This window comes from Mangrovimonas futianensis (assembly GCF_021245805.1).
Taxonomy (GTDB): Bacteria; Bacteroidota; Bacteroidia; order Flavobacteriales; family Flavobacteriaceae; genus Mangrovimonas; species Mangrovimonas futianensis.
In genome coordinates, this window is the sequence record NZ_JAJJNF010000002.1 from 249,568 (window position 1) to 270,615 (window position 21,048).

General features: G+C 35.0%; 23 protein-coding genes. 8 read left to right on the top strand and 15 right to left on the bottom strand.

The window, feature by feature from the left end:
- The first annotated feature begins 15 nt into the window (after nucleotides 1–15).
- The 3 genes from amaB to LOK78_RS03865 all read left to right on the top strand — a co-directional run bounded on the left by amaB (nucleotide 16) and on the right by LOK78_RS03865 (nucleotide 4,706).
- Nucleotides 16–1,569 carry an L-piperidine-6-carboxylate dehydrogenase gene (gene amaB, locus LOK78_RS03855; RefSeq protein ID WP_232633767.1) on the top strand — a complete coding sequence of 518 codons (1,554 nt, stop codon included), beginning with the start codon at nucleotides 16–18 and terminating at the stop codon, nucleotides 1,567–1,569.
- Nucleotides 1,570–1,695: 126 nt separating this feature from the next.
- The gene (locus LOK78_RS03860) at nucleotides 1,696–3,768 is read left to right on the top strand and encodes a prolyl oligopeptidase family serine peptidase (RefSeq protein WP_232633769.1); all 2,073 of its coding nucleotides are present in this window, start codon (nucleotides 1,696–1,698) and stop codon (nucleotides 3,766–3,768) included.
- A 26-nt stretch (nucleotides 3,769–3,794) separates the two neighbouring features.
- Nucleotides 3,795–4,706, top strand: a complete 912-nt coding sequence (locus LOK78_RS03865; protein ID WP_232633770.1) for an ABC transporter ATP-binding protein — start codon at nucleotides 3,795–3,797, stop codon at nucleotides 4,704–4,706.
- A gap of 1 nt (nucleotide 4,707) precedes the next feature.
- Here LOK78_RS03865 and LOK78_RS03870 read toward each other — a convergent pair whose 3' ends face one another.
- The 3 genes from LOK78_RS03870 to LOK78_RS03880 are packed head-to-tail and all read right to left on the bottom strand — an operon-like array spanning nucleotide 4,708 to nucleotide 9,046.
- Nucleotides 4,708–5,118 carry a GreA/GreB family elongation factor gene (locus tag LOK78_RS03870; RefSeq protein ID WP_232633772.1) on the bottom strand — a complete coding sequence of 137 codons (411 nt, stop codon included), beginning with the start codon at nucleotides 5,116–5,118 and terminating at the stop codon, nucleotides 4,708–4,710.
- Nucleotides 5,119–5,153: 35 nt separating this feature from the next.
- Entirely contained in the window at nucleotides 5,154–6,266 is a 1,113-nt protein-coding gene (locus LOK78_RS03875; protein ID WP_232633774.1) for an NAD(P)/FAD-dependent oxidoreductase, read from the bottom strand.
- 47 nt (nucleotides 6,267–6,313) lie between these two features.
- On the bottom strand, nucleotides 6,314–9,046 hold the full coding sequence (locus LOK78_RS03880) for a zinc-dependent metalloprotease (RefSeq protein ID WP_232633776.1): 2,733 nt from the start codon (nucleotides 9,044–9,046) through the stop codon (nucleotides 6,314–6,316).
- 31 nt (nucleotides 9,047–9,077) lie between these two features.
- Between LOK78_RS03880 and LOK78_RS03885 the strand changes: the two genes are divergently transcribed.
- On the top strand, nucleotides 9,078–9,647 hold the full coding sequence (locus LOK78_RS03885; protein ID WP_232393698.1) for a hypothetical protein: 570 nt from the start codon (nucleotides 9,078–9,080) through the stop codon (nucleotides 9,645–9,647).
- Between the two features lie 29 nt (nucleotides 9,648–9,676).
- Here LOK78_RS03885 and accC read toward each other — a convergent pair whose 3' ends face one another.
- The 6 genes from accC to pdxA form a co-directional block, all read right to left on the bottom strand.
- Complete coding sequence (gene accC / locus LOK78_RS03890; protein WP_232393697.1) at nucleotides 9,677–11,032, bottom strand: acetyl-CoA carboxylase biotin carboxylase subunit; 1,356 nt, start codon at nucleotides 11,030–11,032, stop codon at nucleotides 9,677–9,679.
- A gap of 84 nt (nucleotides 11,033–11,116) precedes the next feature.
- The gene (accB, locus tag LOK78_RS03895; protein WP_053970853.1) at nucleotides 11,117–11,614 is read right to left on the bottom strand and encodes an acetyl-CoA carboxylase biotin carboxyl carrier protein; all 498 of its coding nucleotides are present in this window, start codon (nucleotides 11,612–11,614) and stop codon (nucleotides 11,117–11,119) included.
- A gap of 37 nt (nucleotides 11,615–11,651) precedes the next feature.
- Nucleotides 11,652–12,647 carry a beta-ketoacyl-ACP synthase III gene (locus tag LOK78_RS03900; RefSeq protein ID WP_232633778.1) on the bottom strand — a complete coding sequence of 332 codons (996 nt, stop codon included), beginning with the start codon at nucleotides 12,645–12,647 and terminating at the stop codon, nucleotides 11,652–11,654.
- 180 nt (nucleotides 12,648–12,827) lie between these two features.
- Nucleotides 12,828–13,031, bottom strand: a complete 204-nt coding sequence (gene rpmF, locus LOK78_RS03905; RefSeq protein WP_232633779.1) for a 50S ribosomal protein L32 — start codon at nucleotides 13,029–13,031, stop codon at nucleotides 12,828–12,830.
- A 6-nt stretch (nucleotides 13,032–13,037) separates the two neighbouring features.
- Nucleotides 13,038–13,583 carry a YceD family protein gene (locus tag LOK78_RS03910; RefSeq protein ID WP_232633781.1) on the bottom strand — a complete coding sequence of 182 codons (546 nt, stop codon included), beginning with the start codon at nucleotides 13,581–13,583 and terminating at the stop codon, nucleotides 13,038–13,040.
- A 73-nt stretch (nucleotides 13,584–13,656) separates the two neighbouring features.
- Nucleotides 13,657–14,703 (bottom strand): 4-hydroxythreonine-4-phosphate dehydrogenase PdxA, encoded by a 1,047-nt coding sequence (gene pdxA / locus LOK78_RS03915; RefSeq protein WP_232633783.1) that lies wholly within the window; start codon nucleotides 14,701–14,703, stop codon nucleotides 13,657–13,659.
- 63 nt (nucleotides 14,704–14,766) lie between these two features.
- On the opposite strand from pdxA, the gene LOK78_RS03920 reads away from it, so the two are divergent.
- Nucleotides 14,767–15,357: a riboflavin synthase gene (locus LOK78_RS03920; RefSeq protein ID WP_232634158.1), complete on the top strand. Its 591-nt coding sequence runs from the start codon at nucleotides 14,767–14,769 to the stop codon at nucleotides 15,355–15,357.
- Here the strand turns inward: LOK78_RS03920 and LOK78_RS03925 are convergent.
- The gene (locus LOK78_RS03925) at nucleotides 15,354–15,566 is read right to left on the bottom strand and encodes a hypothetical protein (RefSeq protein ID WP_053970849.1); all 213 of its coding nucleotides are present in this window, start codon (nucleotides 15,564–15,566) and stop codon (nucleotides 15,354–15,356) included. The two genes, LOK78_RS03920 and LOK78_RS03925, sit on opposite strands and share 4 nt — an antisense overlap.
- Nucleotides 15,567–16,329: 763 nt before the next feature.
- Here LOK78_RS03925 and LOK78_RS03930 point away from each other — a divergent pair.
- Nucleotides 16,330–17,388: an AAA family ATPase gene (locus LOK78_RS03930; protein ID WP_232633785.1), complete on the top strand. Its 1,059-nt coding sequence runs from the start codon at nucleotides 16,330–16,332 to the stop codon at nucleotides 17,386–17,388.
- Here LOK78_RS03930 and LOK78_RS03935 read toward each other — a convergent pair.
- The 3 genes from LOK78_RS03935 to LOK78_RS03945 form a co-directional block, all read right to left on the bottom strand.
- On the bottom strand, nucleotides 17,365–17,706 hold the full coding sequence (locus LOK78_RS03935; RefSeq protein ID WP_232633787.1) for a hypothetical protein: 342 nt from the start codon (nucleotides 17,704–17,706) through the stop codon (nucleotides 17,365–17,367). The two genes, LOK78_RS03930 and LOK78_RS03935, sit on opposite strands and share 24 nt — an antisense overlap.
- Before the next feature lie 88 nt (nucleotides 17,707–17,794).
- Complete coding sequence (locus LOK78_RS03940; RefSeq protein WP_232633789.1) at nucleotides 17,795–18,199, bottom strand: hypothetical protein; 405 nt, start codon at nucleotides 18,197–18,199, stop codon at nucleotides 17,795–17,797.
- A 12-nt stretch (nucleotides 18,200–18,211) separates the two neighbouring features.
- Entirely contained in the window at nucleotides 18,212–18,781 is a 570-nt protein-coding gene (locus tag LOK78_RS03945) for a hypothetical protein (RefSeq protein ID WP_232633790.1), read from the bottom strand.
- Between the two features lie 504 nt (nucleotides 18,782–19,285).
- On the opposite strand from LOK78_RS03945, the gene LOK78_RS03950 reads away from it, so the two are divergent.
- A complete protein-coding gene (locus LOK78_RS03950) occupies nucleotides 19,286–19,504 on the top strand; it encodes a helix-turn-helix domain-containing protein (protein ID WP_232633791.1) in 219 nt (72 codons plus the stop codon).
- A gap of 85 nt (nucleotides 19,505–19,589) precedes the next feature.
- Here the strand turns inward: LOK78_RS03950 and LOK78_RS03955 are convergent, their stop codons facing one another.
- Both LOK78_RS03955 and LOK78_RS03960 read right to left on the bottom strand, forming a co-directional pair.
- A complete protein-coding gene (locus tag LOK78_RS03955) occupies nucleotides 19,590–20,027 on the bottom strand; it encodes a JAB domain-containing protein (RefSeq protein WP_232633793.1) in 438 nt (145 codons plus the stop codon).
- Nucleotides 20,028–20,082: 55 nt separating this feature from the next.
- Entirely contained in the window at nucleotides 20,083–20,469 is a 387-nt protein-coding gene (locus tag LOK78_RS03960) for a hypothetical protein (RefSeq protein ID WP_232633802.1), read from the bottom strand.
- 287 nt (nucleotides 20,470–20,756) lie between these two features.
- On the opposite strand from LOK78_RS03960, the gene LOK78_RS03965 reads away from it, so the two are divergent.
- A complete protein-coding gene (locus LOK78_RS03965; RefSeq protein ID WP_232633804.1) occupies nucleotides 20,757–21,044 on the top strand; it encodes a helix-turn-helix domain-containing protein in 288 nt (95 codons plus the stop codon).
- Nucleotides 21,045–21,048: the final 4 nt, after the last annotated feature.

Here is a 21,048-nt window from a genome sequence, read left to right on the forward strand (position 1 = left end):
ATAAAAAAACTAATTATGCAAGCAGTTGCAACCGATTTTGGAATCGAAAAAGCACTAAACGAATTAGGTGTTAAAGGAATAAATCCGGGTACATCCACAGGAGTAAATTGCTTTGGTGATGGAGACATCATTGAGAGTTATTCTCCCGTTGATGGCCAATTAATTGCCAAGGTAACTTCCACCACAAAGGATGATTATGAAAAAATGATGAAGACCGCTTCAGAGGCATTCAAAACCTGGCGATTAAAACCCGCTCCATTACGGGGTGAAATAGTAAGACAGTTTGGCGACAAGCTTCGAGAAAAGAAGGAAGCTTTAGGCAAATTGGTTTCTTATGAAATGGGAAAAAGTTATCAAGAAGGCTTAGGAGAAGTTCAGGAAATGATTGATATCTGCGATTTTGCAGTAGGTCTTTCACGTCAACTTCATGGATTTACAATGCACAGTGAGCGCCCCGGACATAGAATGTATGAGCAATATCACCCGCTGGGAATTGTAGGTATTATTTCTGCTTTCAATTTCCCTGTAGCGGTTTGGAGTTGGAACACGGCACTTGCTTGGATCTGCGGTGATGTATGCGTTTGGAAACCTAGTGAAAAAGCACCTCTTTGTGGCATTGCTTGTCAAAATTTAATTGCCGAAGTTCTAAAAAACAATGACCTTCCAGAAGGAATTTCTTGTCTAGTTAATGGGGATTACAAGGTTGGAGAATATATGACCAAAGACCAACGAGTCCCATTGATTTCAGCTACTGGCTCAACCCGAATGGGTAAAATCGTGGCTCAAGAGGTGGCAGCAAGACTTGGAAAGAGTTTACTGGAATTGGGAGGTAATAATGCCATTATTGTGACTCCTGATGCGGATATCAAAATGACGGTGATAGGAGCTGTTTTTGGGGCTGTAGGAACCTGTGGTCAACGTTGTACTTCTACCCGTCGCCTTATTATCCATGAGAGTGTTTATGACCAAGTGAAGGATGCCTTGGTAGCAGCATACAACCAGTTAAGAATAGGTAATCCATTGGATGAAAATAATCATGTGGGTCCACTTATCGATCAAGATGCCGTTTCTATGTATCTGCACGCTTTAGAAAAAGTAGTTGAAGAAGGAGGAACTGTTTTGGTTGAAGGTGATGTTTTTGAAGGAGAAGGTTATGAGAGTGGGTGTTATGTAAAACCTGCCATTGCAGAAGCTAAAAACAGTTTTGAGATTGTTCAACACGAAACCTTCGCTCCCATTTTATACCTTATGAAATACTCGGGAGATGTTGCAAATGCTATTGAAATCCAGAACGGAGTGGTTCAAGGCCTGTCTTCAGCAATTATGACCAATAATTTAAGAGAAGCTGAAAGATTCCTATCTCATGCCGGTTCAGATTGTGGTATTGCCAATGTAAACATCGGAACTTCAGGTGCCGAAATTGGAGGTGCTTTTGGAGGTGAAAAAGAAACTGGTGGCGGCCGTGAATCAGGTTCTGATGCATGGAAAGTGTATATGCGCAGGCAGACCAATACCATTAACTACACAACAGAGCTTCCTTTAGCGCAAGGAATCAAGTTTGATTTATAAAAAAACAAAAACTCTATATTCAAAACCGTTTCCTCACCGAAACGGTTTTTTTATTCCCATACTTACTGAATCAATACAACATAAATTAGCTAATTTAGGAGACATTAAATGGATAAAAAATCAACCATGAAATACCCTGAAACAAAAAAAGGGGATTCCAAATCCACCTATTTTGGAACCGAAATACTTGACCCTTACCGCTGGCTAGAAGATGATCAAAGTAAAGACACTAAAGATTGGGTAAAAGCTCAAAATGAAGTTACCAATCAATATTTAAATCAAATCGATTATCGTAACACCATTGCTAAAAAACTGAAAGGATTATGGGATTATGAAAAGGTTGGGGCGTCATTTCAAGAGGGAAACGAGACCTATTATTATAAAAATAATGGTGTTCAAAACCACAGTGTTTTATATCGAAAAAGGGAAGTTGGAGATGATGAAGTTTTTTTAGATCCCAACTCATTTTCAAAAGATGGAACCAAATCTCTATCCCAAATCAGTTTTACCAAAGATGGTTCCTTGGCAGCTTATTCGATTTCTGAAGGTGGTAGCGATTGGAGAAAAGTAGTTGTGATAGACACACAAACTAAAGAACAGATAGGAGATACTTTGGTTGATATAAAATTCAGTCAATTATCATGGAAAGGCAATGAGGGTTTCTACTACTCTAGTTATGACAAACCAAAAGGAAGTGAATTGTCCTCAAAAACAGACCAACATAAAGTTTACTATCATAAAATAGGAACCAAGCAAAGGCAAGACCTAAAAATTTATGGGTTTACAGCAGAGGAAAAGCACCGTTATATTTATGCTACTGTAACGAAAGATAATAGATATCTCATTTTGACCCCTAGAGTTTCTACCTCAGGAAACAAGTTATTCCTAAAAGACCTTCAAAATGAAGCAACACCCCTTTTAACTGTTTTGGATCACTGTGATTCGGACACCTATTTACTGGACAATAATGAAACCCATCTGTTTCTATACACGAACTTGAATGCTCCTAATGGAAAAATCGTTATGGTTGATGCAAAGAATCCAACACCGGAAAATTGGATGGATCTAATTCCTGAAACAGAATATGTTTTAACTCCATCCAAAGGTGCTGGATTTATTTTTGCTGAATACATGACAGATGCCATTTGTTCGATTAAACAATATCAATATGATGGTGCTCTAGTAAGAACTATTGATCTACCCGGAAAGGGGAGCACTACACCTATCTCTGGAAAAGAAAATCAAAAGCTACTTTATTACAGTTTTACCAATTACATGACCCCTAATAGCATCTATGAATTTGATCCCACTTCTGGAATATCAAGTTTATATTGGCAACCAAAAATCGATTTCAATTCCTCTGATTATACAAGTGAACAGGTTTTTTACCGTTCAAAGGATGGCACTAAAATCCCGATGATCATCACTTATAAAAAAGGATTAAAGCGTCATGGAAAGAATCCTACAATGCTTTATGGTTATGGTGGGTTTAATATCAGTCTAACTCCTGCTTTTAGTGTCGTCAATGCGGTTTGGTTAGATTTAGGCGGTATTTATGCTGTCCCTAATTTGCGTGGTGGCGGTGAATATGGTAAAAACTGGCATATTTCGGGAACACAAAGACAAAAACAAAATGTATTTGATGACTTTATTGCAGCCGCGGAATATTTGATTGAAAAACAGTACACCGCCTCAGAGTTTTTAGCTATTTCTGGTCGATCCAATGGTGGATTGCTCGTTGGTACCACAATGACCCAAAGACCAGATTTAATGAAAGTGGCACTACCCGGCGTAGGTGTTCTAGACATGTTACGATACCATACCTTTACAGCGGGTGCAGGTTGGGCCTATGATTATGGAACTGCTGAGGATAGTGAAGCTATGTTCAATTACCTCTTGGGGTATTCGCCAGTTCATAACGTAAAAAACAACAAAATATATCCGGCTACCCTTATCACTACCGCCGATCACGATGATAGGGTGGTTCCAGCACATAGTTATAAATTTGCAGCAGAACTTCAACAAAAACAAACTGGGGAAAATCCGGTATTAATTCGTATCGACGTCAATGCTGGTCATGGTGAAGGAAAACCAATCTCTTTACAAATGCAAGAATGGGCAGATATTTATGGCTTTACGTTATTTAATATGGGTTATAAAGAACTTCCTGCTGAAGTACATGAAAAAATAAAGGGCTAGGGCATTTTTTATTGGTATTTTTGCACATGCTTAAAGTAAATCACCTCTCATTTTCTTATAATAAAACACCTATTTTACAAGACATTTCGTTTGAAGTCTTACCAGGTGAACATGTTTCCATAATTGGTGAAAGCGGGTCTGGAAAAAGTACGCTTTTAAAACTTCTATATGGTGAAATGGATTTGGACCATGGACAGATTTTTTGGAAAGATACCGAAGTGCTTGGACCTAAACACAATCTAGTTGTTGGTTACCCTTTCATGAAATACGTAGCTCAGGAATTTGATTTAATGCCTTTTATTACAGTGGAAGAAAACGTGGGAAAACATCTTTCCAATTTTTATCCGGAAGAAAAACAGAAGCGCGTTGAAGAATTGCTTGAAGTAGTTGGTCTTACGGACTTTGCAAAAGTAAAGGTAAAAACACTAAGTGGCGGACAAAAACAGCGTGTAGCACTAGCTAGAGCAATTGCAAAAGAGCCCGAAATTATGTTACTCGATGAACCCTTTGGACATATTGATAATTTTAAAAAACACCCATTAAGAAGAAATTTCTTCAACTACTTAAAACGAAACAATGTTAGTTGCGTGGTGGCAACCCATGATAAAGAGGATGTACTCCCTTATTCTGATAAAATGATCGTTCTGAATGAACACAAAATTCTAGAACAAGGCACACCCATGTCTCTTTATAATCACCCGAAAAACAAATTAGTTGCTTCCTTCTTTGAAGAATACAATAAGATTGATGAGGAGATTGTTTATGCCCACCAATTAAAAGTAGTTAATCACTCGGAAATGGAATCTGTTATCAAAAAATCCTATTTTTTAGGACAAACCTTTTTGATAGAAGCCATATACAAAGGAAAATCCATTTACTTTCATCATGCTCATGCTTTGGAAGAAGGAGAAACAGTCTTTCTTTCTATAAGTAAATAATTTACTCGATTTTCGTTATTTCAAAGGTTTGACCATTAAAGTTTATGGTGTCTTCAAGTTGTTTTCCAATTAAAATTTTACCCATGGGAGTATTTGGTGATATGGCATAAAAAGCTATTCCATCCGCACTTAATTCACCTAAACTAACAGCAATATAATAGTTGTGTCTTGAAGTATAGACTACACTACCTAGCCCAATTTTTTCAGATACATGCTTCGGATTAATCCTATTTAAGATTTCCAAAAGTTTTTCTGTTTCTGCCAGTTGGTTACCTGCTTTTTCACGTTCTAATTGTAACATAGCTCTTCCTGTTTCGTGCTTATCACCTGCACTACTTTTTGTTTCAGACAACATGGACTCTTGAATTTCATAAATGCCTTTTTGAATAGCCTTAATCCGAGTTTTGGTCATTTCCAAACAGATTTTAAGAAGTTCTTCCTTTATCATCAATCTAATAATTCTGCCAATTCCTTACCGATTAAACTACCAATTGCTACACCCATCCCTCCCAGTCTAACACCAGCAAAAACATGGTTTGATAATTGTTTGACAATGGGCGCTTTTGTCTCGCCAACACCCATTATACCGCTCCATCTATGATCAATTTCAATAGGTTTATTGGGTAGTATGACCGTTTTTAATAAGGCTTCCAATGAATTCTGTATTAATTCAGTTTGATTTAATTCAACTGTTTCTTCCCCTTTGAAATCTAAATTTCTACCGCCTCCAAGCAAAATTCTATTATCGATATTTCTAAAGTAATAATATCCTTGATCCAAGTGAAATGTTCCCTTGATGTGTAAATCTTCTATTGGTTTGGTAATTAGGACCTGTGCTCTAGCGGGTTTAACAGATAATTCCAATAATTGTGTTGCAAATCCATTGTTTGCTATAAATAGTTTAGAGGTACTAAACTCAAATTCTTTAGTCTTTATCTGAACACCATGATTCGTTTCTAAAAATGACAATACCTCAATTCCATTTAGTATTTTGATTCCTTTATTTTGGACCATTTGCAATAGTCTTTCCATCATCCTTCCAGTATCTAGCTGCCCTTCAAATGGATTAAAAACATATTGGTCTTCAATATTTTGAAACCCAAATTTATTTTCACAAACCTGAAATACATTTTTATTAAATAGTGGCTGTAATAACTTGTTAACTCGAGAAATGTTTTCCATGCATTCCTCATAAATGGGATCTTTTTTAAGAAACAGTTCATACCCCCCATTTGGATCATACCCTAATGCCTTATCCCCCACCAGCTTTCTCAAAAGTTCTAATCCATTAATACGCTTTTTGGCAAGTTCGAATACTGCAGTTTCCGATTGGGTTTTTAAATCATCTAAAAGTTCGCTCAAACTTCCAAAACATGCAAAACCAGCATTCTTAGTACTAGCGCCTTGGGGCAAAATCCCTTTTTCCAAAATCAAAATACTAGATTCCGGGAATCTTTCCTTTAAATTTAAAGCAGTATTCAGCCCAACAATACCACTACCTATAATAGTGAAATCTACATTTGTAAGCCATGATTTTATTTCCCAATAAGATAAATTCATATAAAAAAGGCCCCTTATTGGGGCCTTAATAATTTATAAGATTCTATTTAGTTAACTATTACTTTCTTGGTAACCTTTTTGGAACCATCCATAATGTTTAATAAATACAATCCAGATTGAACATTATTCAATTGTATTGTTTCAGAAAAATCTCCAGAAGCAGTATATTCATTTTTAAATACTTGTCTTCCTCTAATATCAAAAACTTCCAATCCTACCTGACTTGATGTAGGTCTAAACTTCACGGTGAAATTTCCATTGTTAGGATTTGGATAAACAGCAAGGTCATTAATTTCAAATGATTCAGTCGATAATACTGGAGCTACATCTTCACTACATAATTGTATGGTAAATGTATTAAGTGTTCCTCCTGATCCATCAACAACTACATCTTTAAAATAAACAATCCAATCACCGGCACTATTCTCACCAACAGCATCTGTGAAATTAGTCAATGAGTATGGTGTAAATTCAGTGTCATCGTTAGTAGAACAAGTAGGATCAACACCATCTAATCCAAACCATTTATCCATATCTGCATTTGTACAAGAAGTTTCATTATACCAGATACCTGTATTTAATGCAGTTGACCATGGAAACCAAAACAACACATTAACTTGACCCATATTTGGGTGTGTGATATCCACATGTGTTTTAATATCTGAAATGGTAAAGGAATCATTTATAGTCATAGATATTCCAGGATAACTATTGTCGCTACTTTCTGTTATAGCTGCATCTAGATTAAATGTATAATCTTCACAAACGTTTACTGTTTCATAAACATAATCCCCTACTGCAAAGAACTTTTGGTTCACAGAGAAAAAGATATTTCCAGCAGCCTCTACCATAATTCGGCAGTAAGGCGCAGAAACATTAGGTACTGTGATGGCTTCTGAACCATCATTAGGAGTATTTGCGGCTAATATGGTACCATATGTCAGTCCGCCATCAGTTGATAATAAAATATTTACATTAGCCGTATTGACACCATTTCCTGTAGTTCCTGCAACATCCCATGTAACTGTTTCTGTTTCGTTTGGAGTCCAAACCAACTGATCTTCTGTTTGAGAAGTTACCAAGAAAGGTCCAGCACTAGTAGTAACAGTGGCAGTCATTTCATCTACAGCAGTTTGACCTCCAGCTTCATCATTGTCTCTTACGGTAAGTCTGAAGTTTAAATCTCTGGCTACACCAGATAATTTTTCCCAATCAGTAGACCCGTTGGTGATGTACAAATCTTGTAAATTAGGAATGTATCTTATTGGGTTTTCAGTGCCTTTAAATGATCTTACCATTGGTCCAGACGCCGTAGTCTCTGTTGGAACACCAGCTGGTCCTAAATCATATTGCTCCCAAGTAAATGTATGCGTATCTATTCCGTCTACATCTGTTGATGCTCCCATTAACTTATAAGGGGTTAACATAGGAATTAAGTAATCAGAACCAGCATCAGAAGTAGGAGCACTGTTTCCTGTATCGGTAGTAGTAGCACAGTTTGCAGAAGTGGTTATAACATCCCACATCATTTGTAAACTCTTTTGATGAAAATAATCATCACTATTACTTTGAATGTTTTGAGGAGCACAAATGCCCGCATAAGCCATTATAGTTGTTCCACTACCTGGTTCATAAGCATTGGATGCGGTACGATTACTTCCAGCACAGTTACCTGTATTACCATTAAAAGTGTGAGGTGCTCCGAATTGATGACCAATTTCATGAGCCACATAATCTACATCATAGGCATCCCCGACTGGTGATGGCGATCCTGTAATTCCTCTTGCTTTTTGAGTACTATTACAAACAACACCCAATCCAGCTAAGCCTCCTCCACCAGTACTAAATGTATGGCCAATGTCATAATTGGCTGTACCTATAACGCTAGTGATTACCGTTTGACTTTGGTTTATTAAGGTAGATGCATTGTTATTATCAAAGCTATCAGAAGTAATATAAATAATATCTAAGTTATCTGGGACCAAGGTCATCGTTACAGATAAATCTTGCTCATAAATACCATTCACACGTGTCATTGTGACTACCATAGCAGCCAAAACCGCAGCTTTTTTATCTGCTTCAGAATCTAATACTGTTAACCCAGCAGCCATCCAATGAAATTCTGAGTATTCTATTGTAGAAGCTAGTGCCAACCTATAATCTCTCAATAAGCCATCATCTGCATTAAAAAACTGAGATTGAACATTGTTCTTATTTGAATCCATTGAATCATCCTCGAATTCACAAACAAAATCATTTATCACAGGCAAATCCTTTTTAGAATAAACCATATATGTGTCCTCACTATTCATGTAAGGATCGATATATTCTGTTGCTTCAATGTTTCCTAGCGTCATGGTATGTAATCCCTTAGGAGTTATACTGAAGCGTATTTTTCTGCCTGGATGATTTACACTTGTACCTACATACGAGCGAATATTAGGAAAATTTGCTTGTAAATCCTCGTGCATAACAGAAGCCTCTTTAATCCTAAAAGCTTCAAAGCCTCCTAGAGAATTAGGAAATTCAATGATTAAATTAGAAGTTCCTTGGTTGGTTCTTCTATTTGGTGCACTCTGCAATTTGGACTTTAACAAACCCAAATCCAATTGGTAAAATTCTGCTTTTGAAGGGAAGGCCTTTCCAAAAGCCAAAGTGGCATTTCTTGTATTTTTATTGGTTGTCTTTGTCCAAACACCTTTTTCATTTTGTGAAAAAAGGGATAATGAAAAACCAAAAATCAATAAAAAAAGAAATGATTTTGTGTAATTTTTTCTCATTTTTATACTAGTTAATTGATTATTTAAAATTATGACCTTATTTTCATTAGTGCAAAGTTTTAACATGATTACTTTTAAAAATGTCTTAATCAAATCAACTATTATAATTTTAGTTTTTCTAATTCCCTCGTGTAAATCTTCGAAGGATTCTAACAAAAACTTCAGCAGTTCCACTTCTGTCTATTGCCCAGAAACTGGCACTTGCAATTTAGAAACACTTACTTCAAAGAACCTTGTCTTACTAAAAGATAACATTGGCAGCCTTTATCCCGAAATTCAGGATGGAAATCATTGTGTTATCTCTTTTGAATTTAAAAAGAATGTAGATCCCAACTTACAGGATGCAAGTTACACCGAATTGGTGATTTTTGAATTACCCCAAAATTTTGACAAAAACGTATACGAAAATCAGGATTTGGAGAAACTCAATATGGTTTTTGGAAGATTATGCTTTTGTCGAGGTCAAACGGGCTATTACCCCATAAAGACTGGGTCTCTTAAGTTTGAAGAAAAAGAAGGAGAAGTGTTTTTTCAATTAGATTTTCAAATGAACGAGGTCCCTCAAATAGTATCACATATAGAAGGTAAAATTAAGGCATAAAAAACTCCGGATTAACCGGAGTTTTATTTTTATTCTTCTTCTACCTTAGGAGCCATTTTAAAATCCTCCATGAACTTAGTGGTATAATTTCCAGCCAAATAATCTGGATGATCCATCAATTGCCTATGAAAAGGAATAGTGGTTTTAATACCCTCTATTACAAATTCATCCAAGGCACGTTTCATTTTGTGGATCGCCTCTTCCCTAGTTTGAGCCGTTGTAATCAACTTGGCTATCATGGAATCATAATTGGGTGGAATGGTATATCCCGCATATACATGCGTATCCAAACGTACACCATGTCCTCCAGGAGCGTGTAAGGTCGTAATTTTCCCCGGTGAAGGCCTAAAATCGTTATACGGATCTTCGGCATTAATTCTACATTCTATAGAATGAAGATTTGGCAAATAATTCTTTCCAGAAATTGGAACACCAGCAGCAACCAAAATTTGTTCTCTAATCAAGTCAAAATCAATCACCTGCTCGGTAATTGGGTGCTCAACCTGAATACGGGTATTCATCTCCATGAAATAAAAATTACGGTGCTTATCCACCAAGAATTCAATGGTTCCTGCACCTTCGTAATTGATATATTCAGCAGCCTTAACAGCCGCCTTACCCATGGCATCTCTTAATTCATCAGTCATAAAAGGGGAAGGCACTTCCTCTGTAAGCTTTTGGTGACGACGTTGAATAGAACAATCTCTTTCTGATAAATGACAAGCCTTACCTGTAGAATCACCTACAACTTGGATTTCTATATGTCGAGGCTCTTCAATAAGCTTCTCCATATACATATCATCATTTCCAAATGCTGCTTTAGATTCTTGTCTAGCAGAATCCCAAGCGGCTTTTAGATTTTCCTTTTTCCAAACCGCACGCATACCTCTACCTCCACCTCCTGCGGAAGCTTTAAGCATGACAGGATAACCTGTTTCTTCTGCTATTCTTTCACAGTCTTCATAGGTTTCAATAATACCATCACTACCCGGAACACAAGGCACTCCAGCTTCTTTCATGGTTGCCTTTGCCGTAGCCTTATCTCCCATTTTCTCAATCATATCGGCAGAAGCTCCAATAAACTTTATTTTATGCTCTTCGCAGATTTTAGAGAATTTGGCATTTTCCGAAAGGAATCCATATCCAGGGTGAATAGCATCTGCATTTGTAATTTCTGCAGCTGCAATGATATTTGAAATTTTTAAGTAAGAATCTGTACTGGATGGAGGACCGATACATACGGCCTCATCTGCAAACTTTACGTGAAGGCTTTCGGCATCAGCAGTAGAATACACAGCCACTGTTTTGATGCCCATTTCTTTACAGGTCCTAATAACACGTAGTGCTATTTCACCTCTATTGGCTATTAATACTTTTTTAAACATAATTTTTTCCAATTTTCAATCTTCAAAAAGCAAATTCCCAATTAACTTGTGGAATTTGAGAATTGAAATTTGTGATAAATAAGTTTAAGCAGGATCAACCAAGAATAATGGTTGGTCAAATTCTACTGGTGATGAATCGTCAACCAATACTTTTACAACTTTTCCTGAAACCTCTGATTCAATTTCATTGAATAATTTCATAGCCTCAATAATACATAACACATCTCCCTCCTTGATCGTTTGGCCAACTTCAACAAATGTTGGTTTATCTGGAGATGGTTTGCGATAGAATGTTCCAATAATTGGAGATTTTATAGTTATGTATTTAGAATCTTCTGTCGTTGTTGCAGGAGCTACTGGCGCCGCATCACTAGTTGCAGGAGCAGGAGCAGCCGGTGCAGCTACTGCAGGTGTTTGAGCCACATGGGCACCCATTGGAACTTGATGAACGTATGTTGTCGTTTCTTTGTCATCAGATCCTGTTTTAATGGTTATTTTAACATCATCTGTTTCCAATTTAACCTCACTTGCACCAGATTTTGCTACAAATTTGATTAAGTTTTGAATGTCTTTTAAATCCATAGTTTCTTTTTGTTAAAAATTCTATTAGTTGTCTTAGTTAGGAGTTATAAGCCCATTTCAGGTAAATAGAACCCCAAGTAAATCCACCTCCAAAAGCGGCGAAAACCAAATTATCACCTTTCTTGAATTGTTTTTCAAAATCACTTAGTAATAAAGGTAAAGTGGCTGAAGTTGTATTACCGTATCTTTGTATATTCTTTAATACTTTAGAATCATCGAGTTTCATTCTGTTGGCAGTAGCATCGATTATTCTAAGGTTTGCTTGGTGAGGAACTAACCAATCCACATCTTCATGAGATAGGCTGTTTCTGGTCATTATTTTTTCGGCAACATCGGCCATATTGGACACAGCAAATTTGAAAACCGTTTTTCCATCTTGGTGCACAAAATGCTGACCTTTCTCTACAGTTTCCTTTGATGGCGGCAAAATGGATCCACCTGCTTCAATTTTAAGGAATTCTCGTCCTTGTCCATCACTTCTCAAGTATTCATCCTGCAATCCTAGTCCCTCTTCATTTGGTTCCAACAAAACGGCTCCTGCGCCATCTCCAAAAATAATACAGGTTGCTCTATCGGTGTAATCAATAATAGAGGACATCTTATCGGCTCCAATGATAAGAACCTTTTTATATCTCCCTGATTCAATATAAGCAGCTCCAGTAGACATAGCGTATAAAAAACTGGAACACGCCGCCTGCAAATCATATCCAAAAGCATTGGTTGCTCCTATTTGTGTTGCTGTGTAAACAGCCGTAGAGGCCACCAAGATATCTGGCGTAGCTGTTGCTACTATGACCAAATCAATTTCTTTTGGATCTAAATTTTTCTTCTTTAATAAATCTTTGGCTGCTTCTATGGCAAGGAAGGAAGTTCCTTGTCCTTCTTCTTTGAGAATACGTCTCTCTTTGATTCCAGTCCTAGTGGTAATCCATTCATCATTGGTATCGACCATAGTTTCAAGTAACTTGTTGGTCAACACGAAATCTGGCACATAAGCACCTACAGCTGTTATGGCTGCTGAGATTTTACTCATAGCTATTAAATTAACTGACCCAAAAAACGGCACAAAAAAGGCTATTTAACCCCAAAAAGTTAAAAAAACACTCCGTTTTGGTTAAATTTTATGCAAATTAAGTTGTTTTTGACTTCTATAAAAATTTATCACAAAAAAAACGCTCACAGGTGAGCGTTTTAATATATGCGCGCATAGTACTTATGCTAAATTTTCTTCTGCCTCAGAGTTGTCAATCAACACTTGTCCTCTGTAGTAAAGCTTTCCTTCATGCCAATGAGCTCTATGGTATAAGTGAGCTTCCCCAGTAGTAGGACACGTAGCAATTTGCGGAGCAGTTGCCTTATAATGTGTTCTTCTCTTATCTCTTCTAGTTTTGGATATTTTTCTCTTAGGATGTGCCATTATTCTTTATTTTTTATCCGTTAATAGTTTCTTTAATGTATTCCATCGAGGATCTGTTTCCTCTGTATCTTCCTTTATTTCTTTATCCTGCTTTGGACTAAGTTGCTCAAGCTTCTTAAGTATTTCAGAATCTAACGTGCCGTCCTTTACACCTGGATGAATTCGCTTTGCTGGAACTGACAAAATTATCAATTCATAAATATATTGTTGAACGTTAATTTGATATTCCCCATGAGGAATAAACAACAAATCTGGTTCTTCATCATTATATTCTTCACCAAATTTAACAACCAAATCAAATGTATTAGCAATTGGCTGATCATAAGGCTCATTAGTCAAATCACAATTGACATTGACAAATCCTTGAATAACAAAATGCAACTCCATAAGAGTTGTTTTTTTATTTAATTCAATTTGAACCTTAACTTCGGCACTGTTATACTCTTGAAACTCAAAATGCTCAAAGAACTTATTAGTGATCTCGTACTCAAATTGATGTTTCCCTAATTTTAATCCAACAAATTGGATATTAAACTCCTTCAATGACTTCATTATCACATCTTATTTGAGCCCGCAAATATACAAAATTTATTTACTCTAGGAATGTTTATAAACATTTTTTTGTTTATAACTTTTTCTGCTTCAATTTTAAAGGGTTTTCGGTAAGTTTCTCATACTCATTACGGTTCCTAAAAATACTGATTGCCTTAAAAACTGCTTCTTTAAAGGAGGTCTCATCTGCCTCTCCTTTTCCTGCAATTTCATACGCTGTACCATGATCTGGCGAGGTTCTCACCTTTGTCAAGCCCGCTGTAAAATTAACCCCCTTCCCAAAAGCCAAGGTTTTGAAAGGTATAAGCCCTTGGTCATGGTAAGCTGCAATAATGGCATCAAAATTTTGATAATTTTTGGAACCAAAAAAACTATCAGCAGAATAAGGCCCATAAACCAAGTCCCCTTTTTCACGAATTTCAAGTAGGGTTGGCTTCAAAACTTCATCATCTTCTTTTCCTATTACACCATTGTCGCCAGTATGCGGATTAATGCCTAAAACAGCAACCTTTGGTTTTGCAATCTGGAAATCCATTTTCAAAGAATCAATCACCATGGCAACCTTTTCTTTAATCAGCTTTTTTGTAATATGAGTTGCGACCTCCTTTACTGGAACATGATCAGTAAGCAAACCTACTCTTAAATCATCATGGATCATGAACATTAAACTTTTCCCTCCTAGCTCTTTCGCCAAATAATCTGTATGACCTGGAAATTGAAAATCTCTTGACTGAATATTATGTTTATTAATAGGTGCCGTTACCAAAACATCGACTTGACCACTCTTTAAGGCCTTTGTAGCCGAAAACAGAGATTTGATGGCAAAATCTCCAACTACTGGATCTTCTTTACCAAAATTTATATTAACTCCAGAATTCCAAGCATTGTAAACGTTAATCTTACCTGGGACTACCTTATTTAGATCATTAATTCCATTGAGGTTAAGTGTTAAGCCTAATTGTTTTTTTATAAAAGAGACCACCTTAACAGAGGCAAAAATGACAGGGGTGCAAAATTCCAGCATTCTGGGGTCCTCAAAAGTTTTAAGAGCCACTTCTGGACCAATCCCATTTAAATCTCCTATAGAAATACCAACGATAATATTTTCTTCTTGCTTCATGAAGTTAAGATAACTTTTGTTTGTAATTTTATCCATGCAAATTTAACCAAATAAATGACAACCATGTTTACGGGAATTATTGAAGATTTAGGAATTGTAAAGGATATATCGCAAGAAGACTCCAACATGCATATTACCATTGAATGTTCATTCACCAATGAATTAAAAATAGACCAAAGTGTTGCCCATAATGGTGTATGTCTTACCGTAGTACAAAGAAATGACAGCCTATATACCGTAACAGCCATAGACGAAACTCTAAACAAGACCAATTTAAGGTCTTTAAAAAAAGGGGATTATGTGAACTTGGAAAGAGCTATGAAATTAGGTGATCGATTGGATGGACATATTGTTCAAGGCCATGTTGACCAGACTGCCCAATGCAAAAATATTGAAAATCAGGATGGAAGTTGGATTTTTACTTTTGAATATGATGCCACTCTAAACAATATAACCATAGAAAAGGGCTCTATCACTGTTAATGGTGTCAGCTTAACCGTCGTAAATTCCAAAACAAATGAATTTAGCGTAGCGATCATACCATACACTTTAGAACATACCAATTTCAAAAACCTAAAGGAGGGAGATCAAGTTAATTTAGAATTTGATGTAATTGGGAAATACGTGAATCGTTTAATGGGCAAGCGTCATTAGTTTCTCTTCGAACCTTTTAGGAATGATCTTATTCCTATAACAGATCCAATAATAAAACCTACGAGCAAGCCTCCATCAATAGGAGCTAATCCTGGCGGTGGTGGTGTTGGTGGGGGCACATCAGATGAGGGAATCCCTTGCGCTACGCAAACAATGTTTATTAATACAATGAACATTGTTGTCATTATTGTTTTGGGATATGTTTTCATTCAGTTGTAAAAGTATAAAAAAATGATTTTCAACAAAATAATTTCATTAAAAAGCCTACCAAACCCCTTGGAATTTGATAAATCACTTACAATTAATAGCTTAACGGTCAAATATAATTTTTTTCAATTGATTTCAAATATCGTTATGTTTAAAAATGACTTCTGTTTATTAAGATATTGATAATTGGTATTTCCTGAAAAGAGTTAAACCTATACATGTGCCAAAAGGTAAAAACCTAAAATTCTATTTCCAAGAAGAAAAAAGAAACTCTCAATTGAATAAAGACAAAAGCCCAATGACTATTCAATATGAAAAAAGCCTCTCAATTTCTTGAAAGGCTTGATTTTACTAATGTGGTCCCAACTGGGCTCGAACCAGTGACCCTCTGATTATGAGACACTACTTGGAACTTAATAAATTATAACATTTATTGGTATTTTATTGATTTTCTGATGTTTACACAATATCAGATTTATCACATTATAACTCTTTTTGGCATTTTTTATTCAAAATGTTTAACCTATGTTTAACCTGAACGAATGAATATAACCTTATGTCTCCAAGATAAGTATAATATATGAATGATTACCAAAAATCAAAAAACGCTCCTTTTTGGACTCGAATTAAATGAGCTTTTGAGGAATATTTTTCACTAACCTAATAGGGTAAACCTTTAAAAGTTATTTATATTGTTATTTTTGTCCTGTCCACTATATATAATAATGGACATTGTACAATTTTAGTTCCCATATTCTATTATTTATGAATAACACCAATTTTAATGGGTTTCCTTATTCAGGTTTAAAGTTATTTAAAAACAACTACAGCAATATCCCGACATTAATAGACCCTATTTTTCCAAAAACTGGTATAGTATCACTGGTAGGTTCATCTGACACAGGAAAAAGTACGTTATTGAGACAATTAGCTTTGAATATAGCTTTTGAAGATGAAACGTTTCTGGGGTATAAAATAAATTCTAAGACCAACAAGGTAATATATGTTAGTACAGAAGATGACCCTAATTCTATTAGTATAAGTTTTAAGAAACAGATTAGTAATCTTCAAAAAGACATTGATGAAACCAAATTAGATAATCTCCTATTTATTTTTGAGCCTGATGAAATATTTGAAAAACTTGAAAAGCACCTTTCTGATATTTCTGTTGACCTTATAATAATAGATACATTCACTGATATTTTTCAAGGAGAATTGAATGCCAACATTAAGGTTAGAGAATTCTTGAAAAAATACACCTATTTAGCTCACCAACACAATTGCCTCATACTGTTTCTACACCATACTGGAAAAGGTTCTGAAACTAAAAAGGCTTCTAAAAATAATGTATTAGGTTCTCAAGGTTTTGAAGCAAAAATGAGAACCGTGATTGAATTGAGGAAGCATTCTAGAGATGAAAGTAAAAGGACTCTACATATTCTTAAAGGAAACTACATTAGTTCAAAGTTAAAATCCCAAGTCAAAATAATTGATTTCAATGAAGAAACCCTCCTCTTTTATGATGAAGGCAAATCTGTTAATGCTTCTGCTTTGAATAATTCTGGGATACCTGAGAAAGATTTAATAGTCCCACTAATTGTTGACCTAAAAAATGAAGGTGTTTCTTTGAGAAAAATGTCTGATGCTCTAAAAGAGAAAGGATTTGAAGTTGGAAAAACTACCATATCAAATTGGCTAAAGGAATATGAAGATGAAACAGAAATTGTAAAAGGGAATGAAATAGATGTTTCAGAATCAAATTCTGATTCCAACATTGATTTTAGTTCTGATGAGGAAACATCATCCTTTGAAACCATACTTTAATTGCATGATTGAAATATAAAGCAACCCCTTTTGTGGGTTTATATCAATAATGATTTCCCTTTCTGATGGCAATAGGTTCATAACCTCTTTTATAGATTCAGGTTTAATAATTAAATCCACTCTTGCCAATATATCTGCATTGTAGTATAGTTTAATATCCATTAAACCATCAAGCCAAAAGCTATCAAATAGTTTTTTACTACACCTATAAACATCATATTCAAATTGACCTATTATAATAGTTTCTACATCCATGAGTTCAAACTCATGAAGCTCATATTGTTCACCAATTGTAAATGGCAGTTCACTTTTTTTCATAACAACTGGATATAAAAATGCCACCTAATTCTAAATGTTATTGTAAACTTTGACTTAGGTGGCAATAGTTAAATTTTAAATCTGCTAATTACTCATTTGGATACATGTTGGTGAATACGTAATCAGTTCCATTGTCATGAATAGTTAATTTATCCCCTTCAATAGTTCCTGATACATCACAACTTGAAAAGACAAATCCACTGTTACTACATTCTCCAAAAAAGTTAATGGACACATTGGGTTTATCATATGTAAATTCACCATCAATATTGATGTTTGTAAATTCCCCAGAACCCACATCATAAACAGGATGGCTAATTCTCATACTGTTCCCAACAGAGAAATAAATATAATAACCTCTATTGTCCTCAACATGTTCCCATTCTGTTTGATTTATTTCATCTGGTGTTTCTACAGTATTACTATCATCATCACTTGAACAGCTCAGAAGTGTTGTAAGTAAAAAGGTTAGTATGTAAAATGATTTTTTCATAATAAGTTTGTTTTAATTGAGTTTTTTTAAGTTTAATTTTTCCAACATCTCCCAATAGAGATTATTGAAGGTGTTTGTAAATTCAATGGTGTATTTAAAATCGCTTCTATCTACAAAAATCACTCTCTGGTTATCCTCTGAAAAGTTTACCTGTAAATGGATTTCATTTTCCATTTCATCTTCATCCCCAAAATAATCCATTGAAAACATAAAGTATTTCTCAGTTCCCAGATACTCATTTTTTGCTAACCACTCCCTGACTTTATCTGGTGAGTTTCTTATCTCCTTATAAATAGCCATTTCTTGTCTGAAGTATTCTTCATGCTGATGGTACTCTGAAACTTCATTCAATTCTTCATAAATATGGATGAACTTTTCATTTGGTGTTCTGGATTCAATGTAGTCTGGTAATTTTACCCAATCACCATTTGAAGAATGCAAGAAATGTTTTGATTCCTCTTTCCTGATTCTTTTATATTCATCAGAATATTTCAACAGCCACCATTCAATTTTAGCAAGACTGTAAATACCATCAGGAGAAATAGATTCTAATTCTAATATTATATCACTAGACAGATACAAGAAATGATTTGCAATTAGTTAAACTAGACTGATAGTATATATAAGAAAAGCTACAAATACAATTGTTATCAGGACACAATTGAAAGTCATTATTTGAAGAGGAATTTGAGTTGATGGTTTCAAATTTTTATTTCTAGTCAACAATATACCTATTATCACACTTAAAACAACTGCCAAAATTGGTGTCAAGTAAGTACCCTTAATAAAGCTTATTATTAAGTAAGCAATAGCTAAATAAATACCTAATTGATAGACCAATTTCCCCAACACAAAAGCAAGGTTGAACTCTGAAGACAATTGACTCAAAGACATATTCCTCAATGAATAAAGCCTAGTGGTTAAAAAAAATAATAAGGTATTACAAATGAAGGGAATCAAAAAGTCAGTTGATGTTATAATATCTTTCATTGAACAGTTAATTTAATTCAAATATATCCATTTATCATATATGATAACCAATAGCCTATCATAAACCACAACTTTGTTTATCAACTTTTCATAGTAATGATAGATAAAAAGGACTTACAAATAGCTGTTGGTAAACGAATTAAAAAGTTAAGGGAAGGCAAGAAAATTGAACAACAAGATGTTGCTGCTGCTTGTAATATTGAAAAATCAAACCTTAGCAGAATTGAAGCTGGAAATACCAACCCTACTATCTACACTTTAAGCAAAATTGCTGACAAGTTATCTGTTTCCCTTTCTGAACTCCTTGATTTCTGAATAGACTATAAATAGCTATTTATAATAATCTCTATTACCCTTCACATATTCGAATCCCTCCAAATAAGGTCTGCTTTCTTTTCAATCACATTTGAGAGTTGTCAGCAAAACTATGATAATTATCTTTTGTGATAATAATATGGTCCAATAACAACACATCCAGATATGACCCTGCTTCTTTAAGTTTCTTGGTCAATCTTAAATCTGCTTCACTAGGTCTTAAATTTCCTGATGGATGATTGTGCGAAATTATAATACTACTCGCATTACATTTTAAAGCCACACTATAAACCAATTTGGCATCCACAATAGTTCCTGACACACCACCTTTGGACAAAGAATATATTCCTAAGACCTGATGATTTTTATTCAATAACAACACTTTAAATTCTTCTTGTAATTCTATAGTCTTTAGAGACCAACAAGATTTGAGCAATTCATAAGAATCTTTACTATTGTTAATTTTTATCTTATTGGCATTTCCAGATTTATAGGAAACACTGATTTCTTCAATTCTATTCATGTCAAAAAAATTAAATGCCCAGAGGATTTCCCTGAGCATTCATTAGACTAATTCATTAAGATAATATGGGATGGTTGGATTCCTGAGATTGTTCCTTTAGGATTTCATCTATTGTAGAATCACTAATCTCCCTCTTTTCTGATGGTTGTTCAGGTTCATATTCATATCTATGGGATAGCTGAATAATCTCACCTGTCTCCTTGATGGTATATGAATAAGGGTCACATTCCTTCTTTACAATCTTTCCTGGCATTTCAGTTCCAAGAAGTGCTTCACAAGTTTCCTTGTCAAATGTTGAGGAAATACTAGCCTTTTTAGCTGTAGCATAAAAGCTTCCTGTTTCTCTGCTTTGGACTAATTCCACACCACCTTGGATGGTTAGAGCAAAGAATGTTGAACCATCCTCAGAGTTCCTTTCATTAAAGTTTACAATACGTACCATGTTATTTAAATTTTGAGTTGAACATTTGGTTTGTATCCCAAGTTTCATGAACCATCAGGAAAAAAGAATAACAGCTATCACCTTGTCATTGTTTTCTGAGCCACAAATAAATTTGGAATACGCAACTAAGGGGGGGATTCCCCTTTGTCAGGAAAGGGTGGGGGTGTTTAACTAGGGTGGTTTATGTTTGCGTTATTAGGGCTATAATAATTTTAAAAAATATTTTTTTTACCAATAATTCAAATTAGATTTAGACAATCTTTGACAAGAACTAATTTGACTACTCTATGAAACTCTCAGAATTACTAAAATCTAAAAGAGAATCTAAAGGATTACTCCTTAGAGAAGTAGCATATAAAGTAGATGTAGATACTGCTCTTATAAGTAAAATTGAAAAAGGAGATAGAAAACCTACAAGAGAACAAATAGAGAAACTAGCCTTTGCTTTAGATATAGATTACAACAAGCTATTAACCCTATGGCTAAGTGAAAAAGTATATCAAGATGTACAAGGAGAACAAGTGGCTTTAGATGCCATAAAACTAGCGTTAAAAAGAATTAAAAAGCAAGGATAGTAAT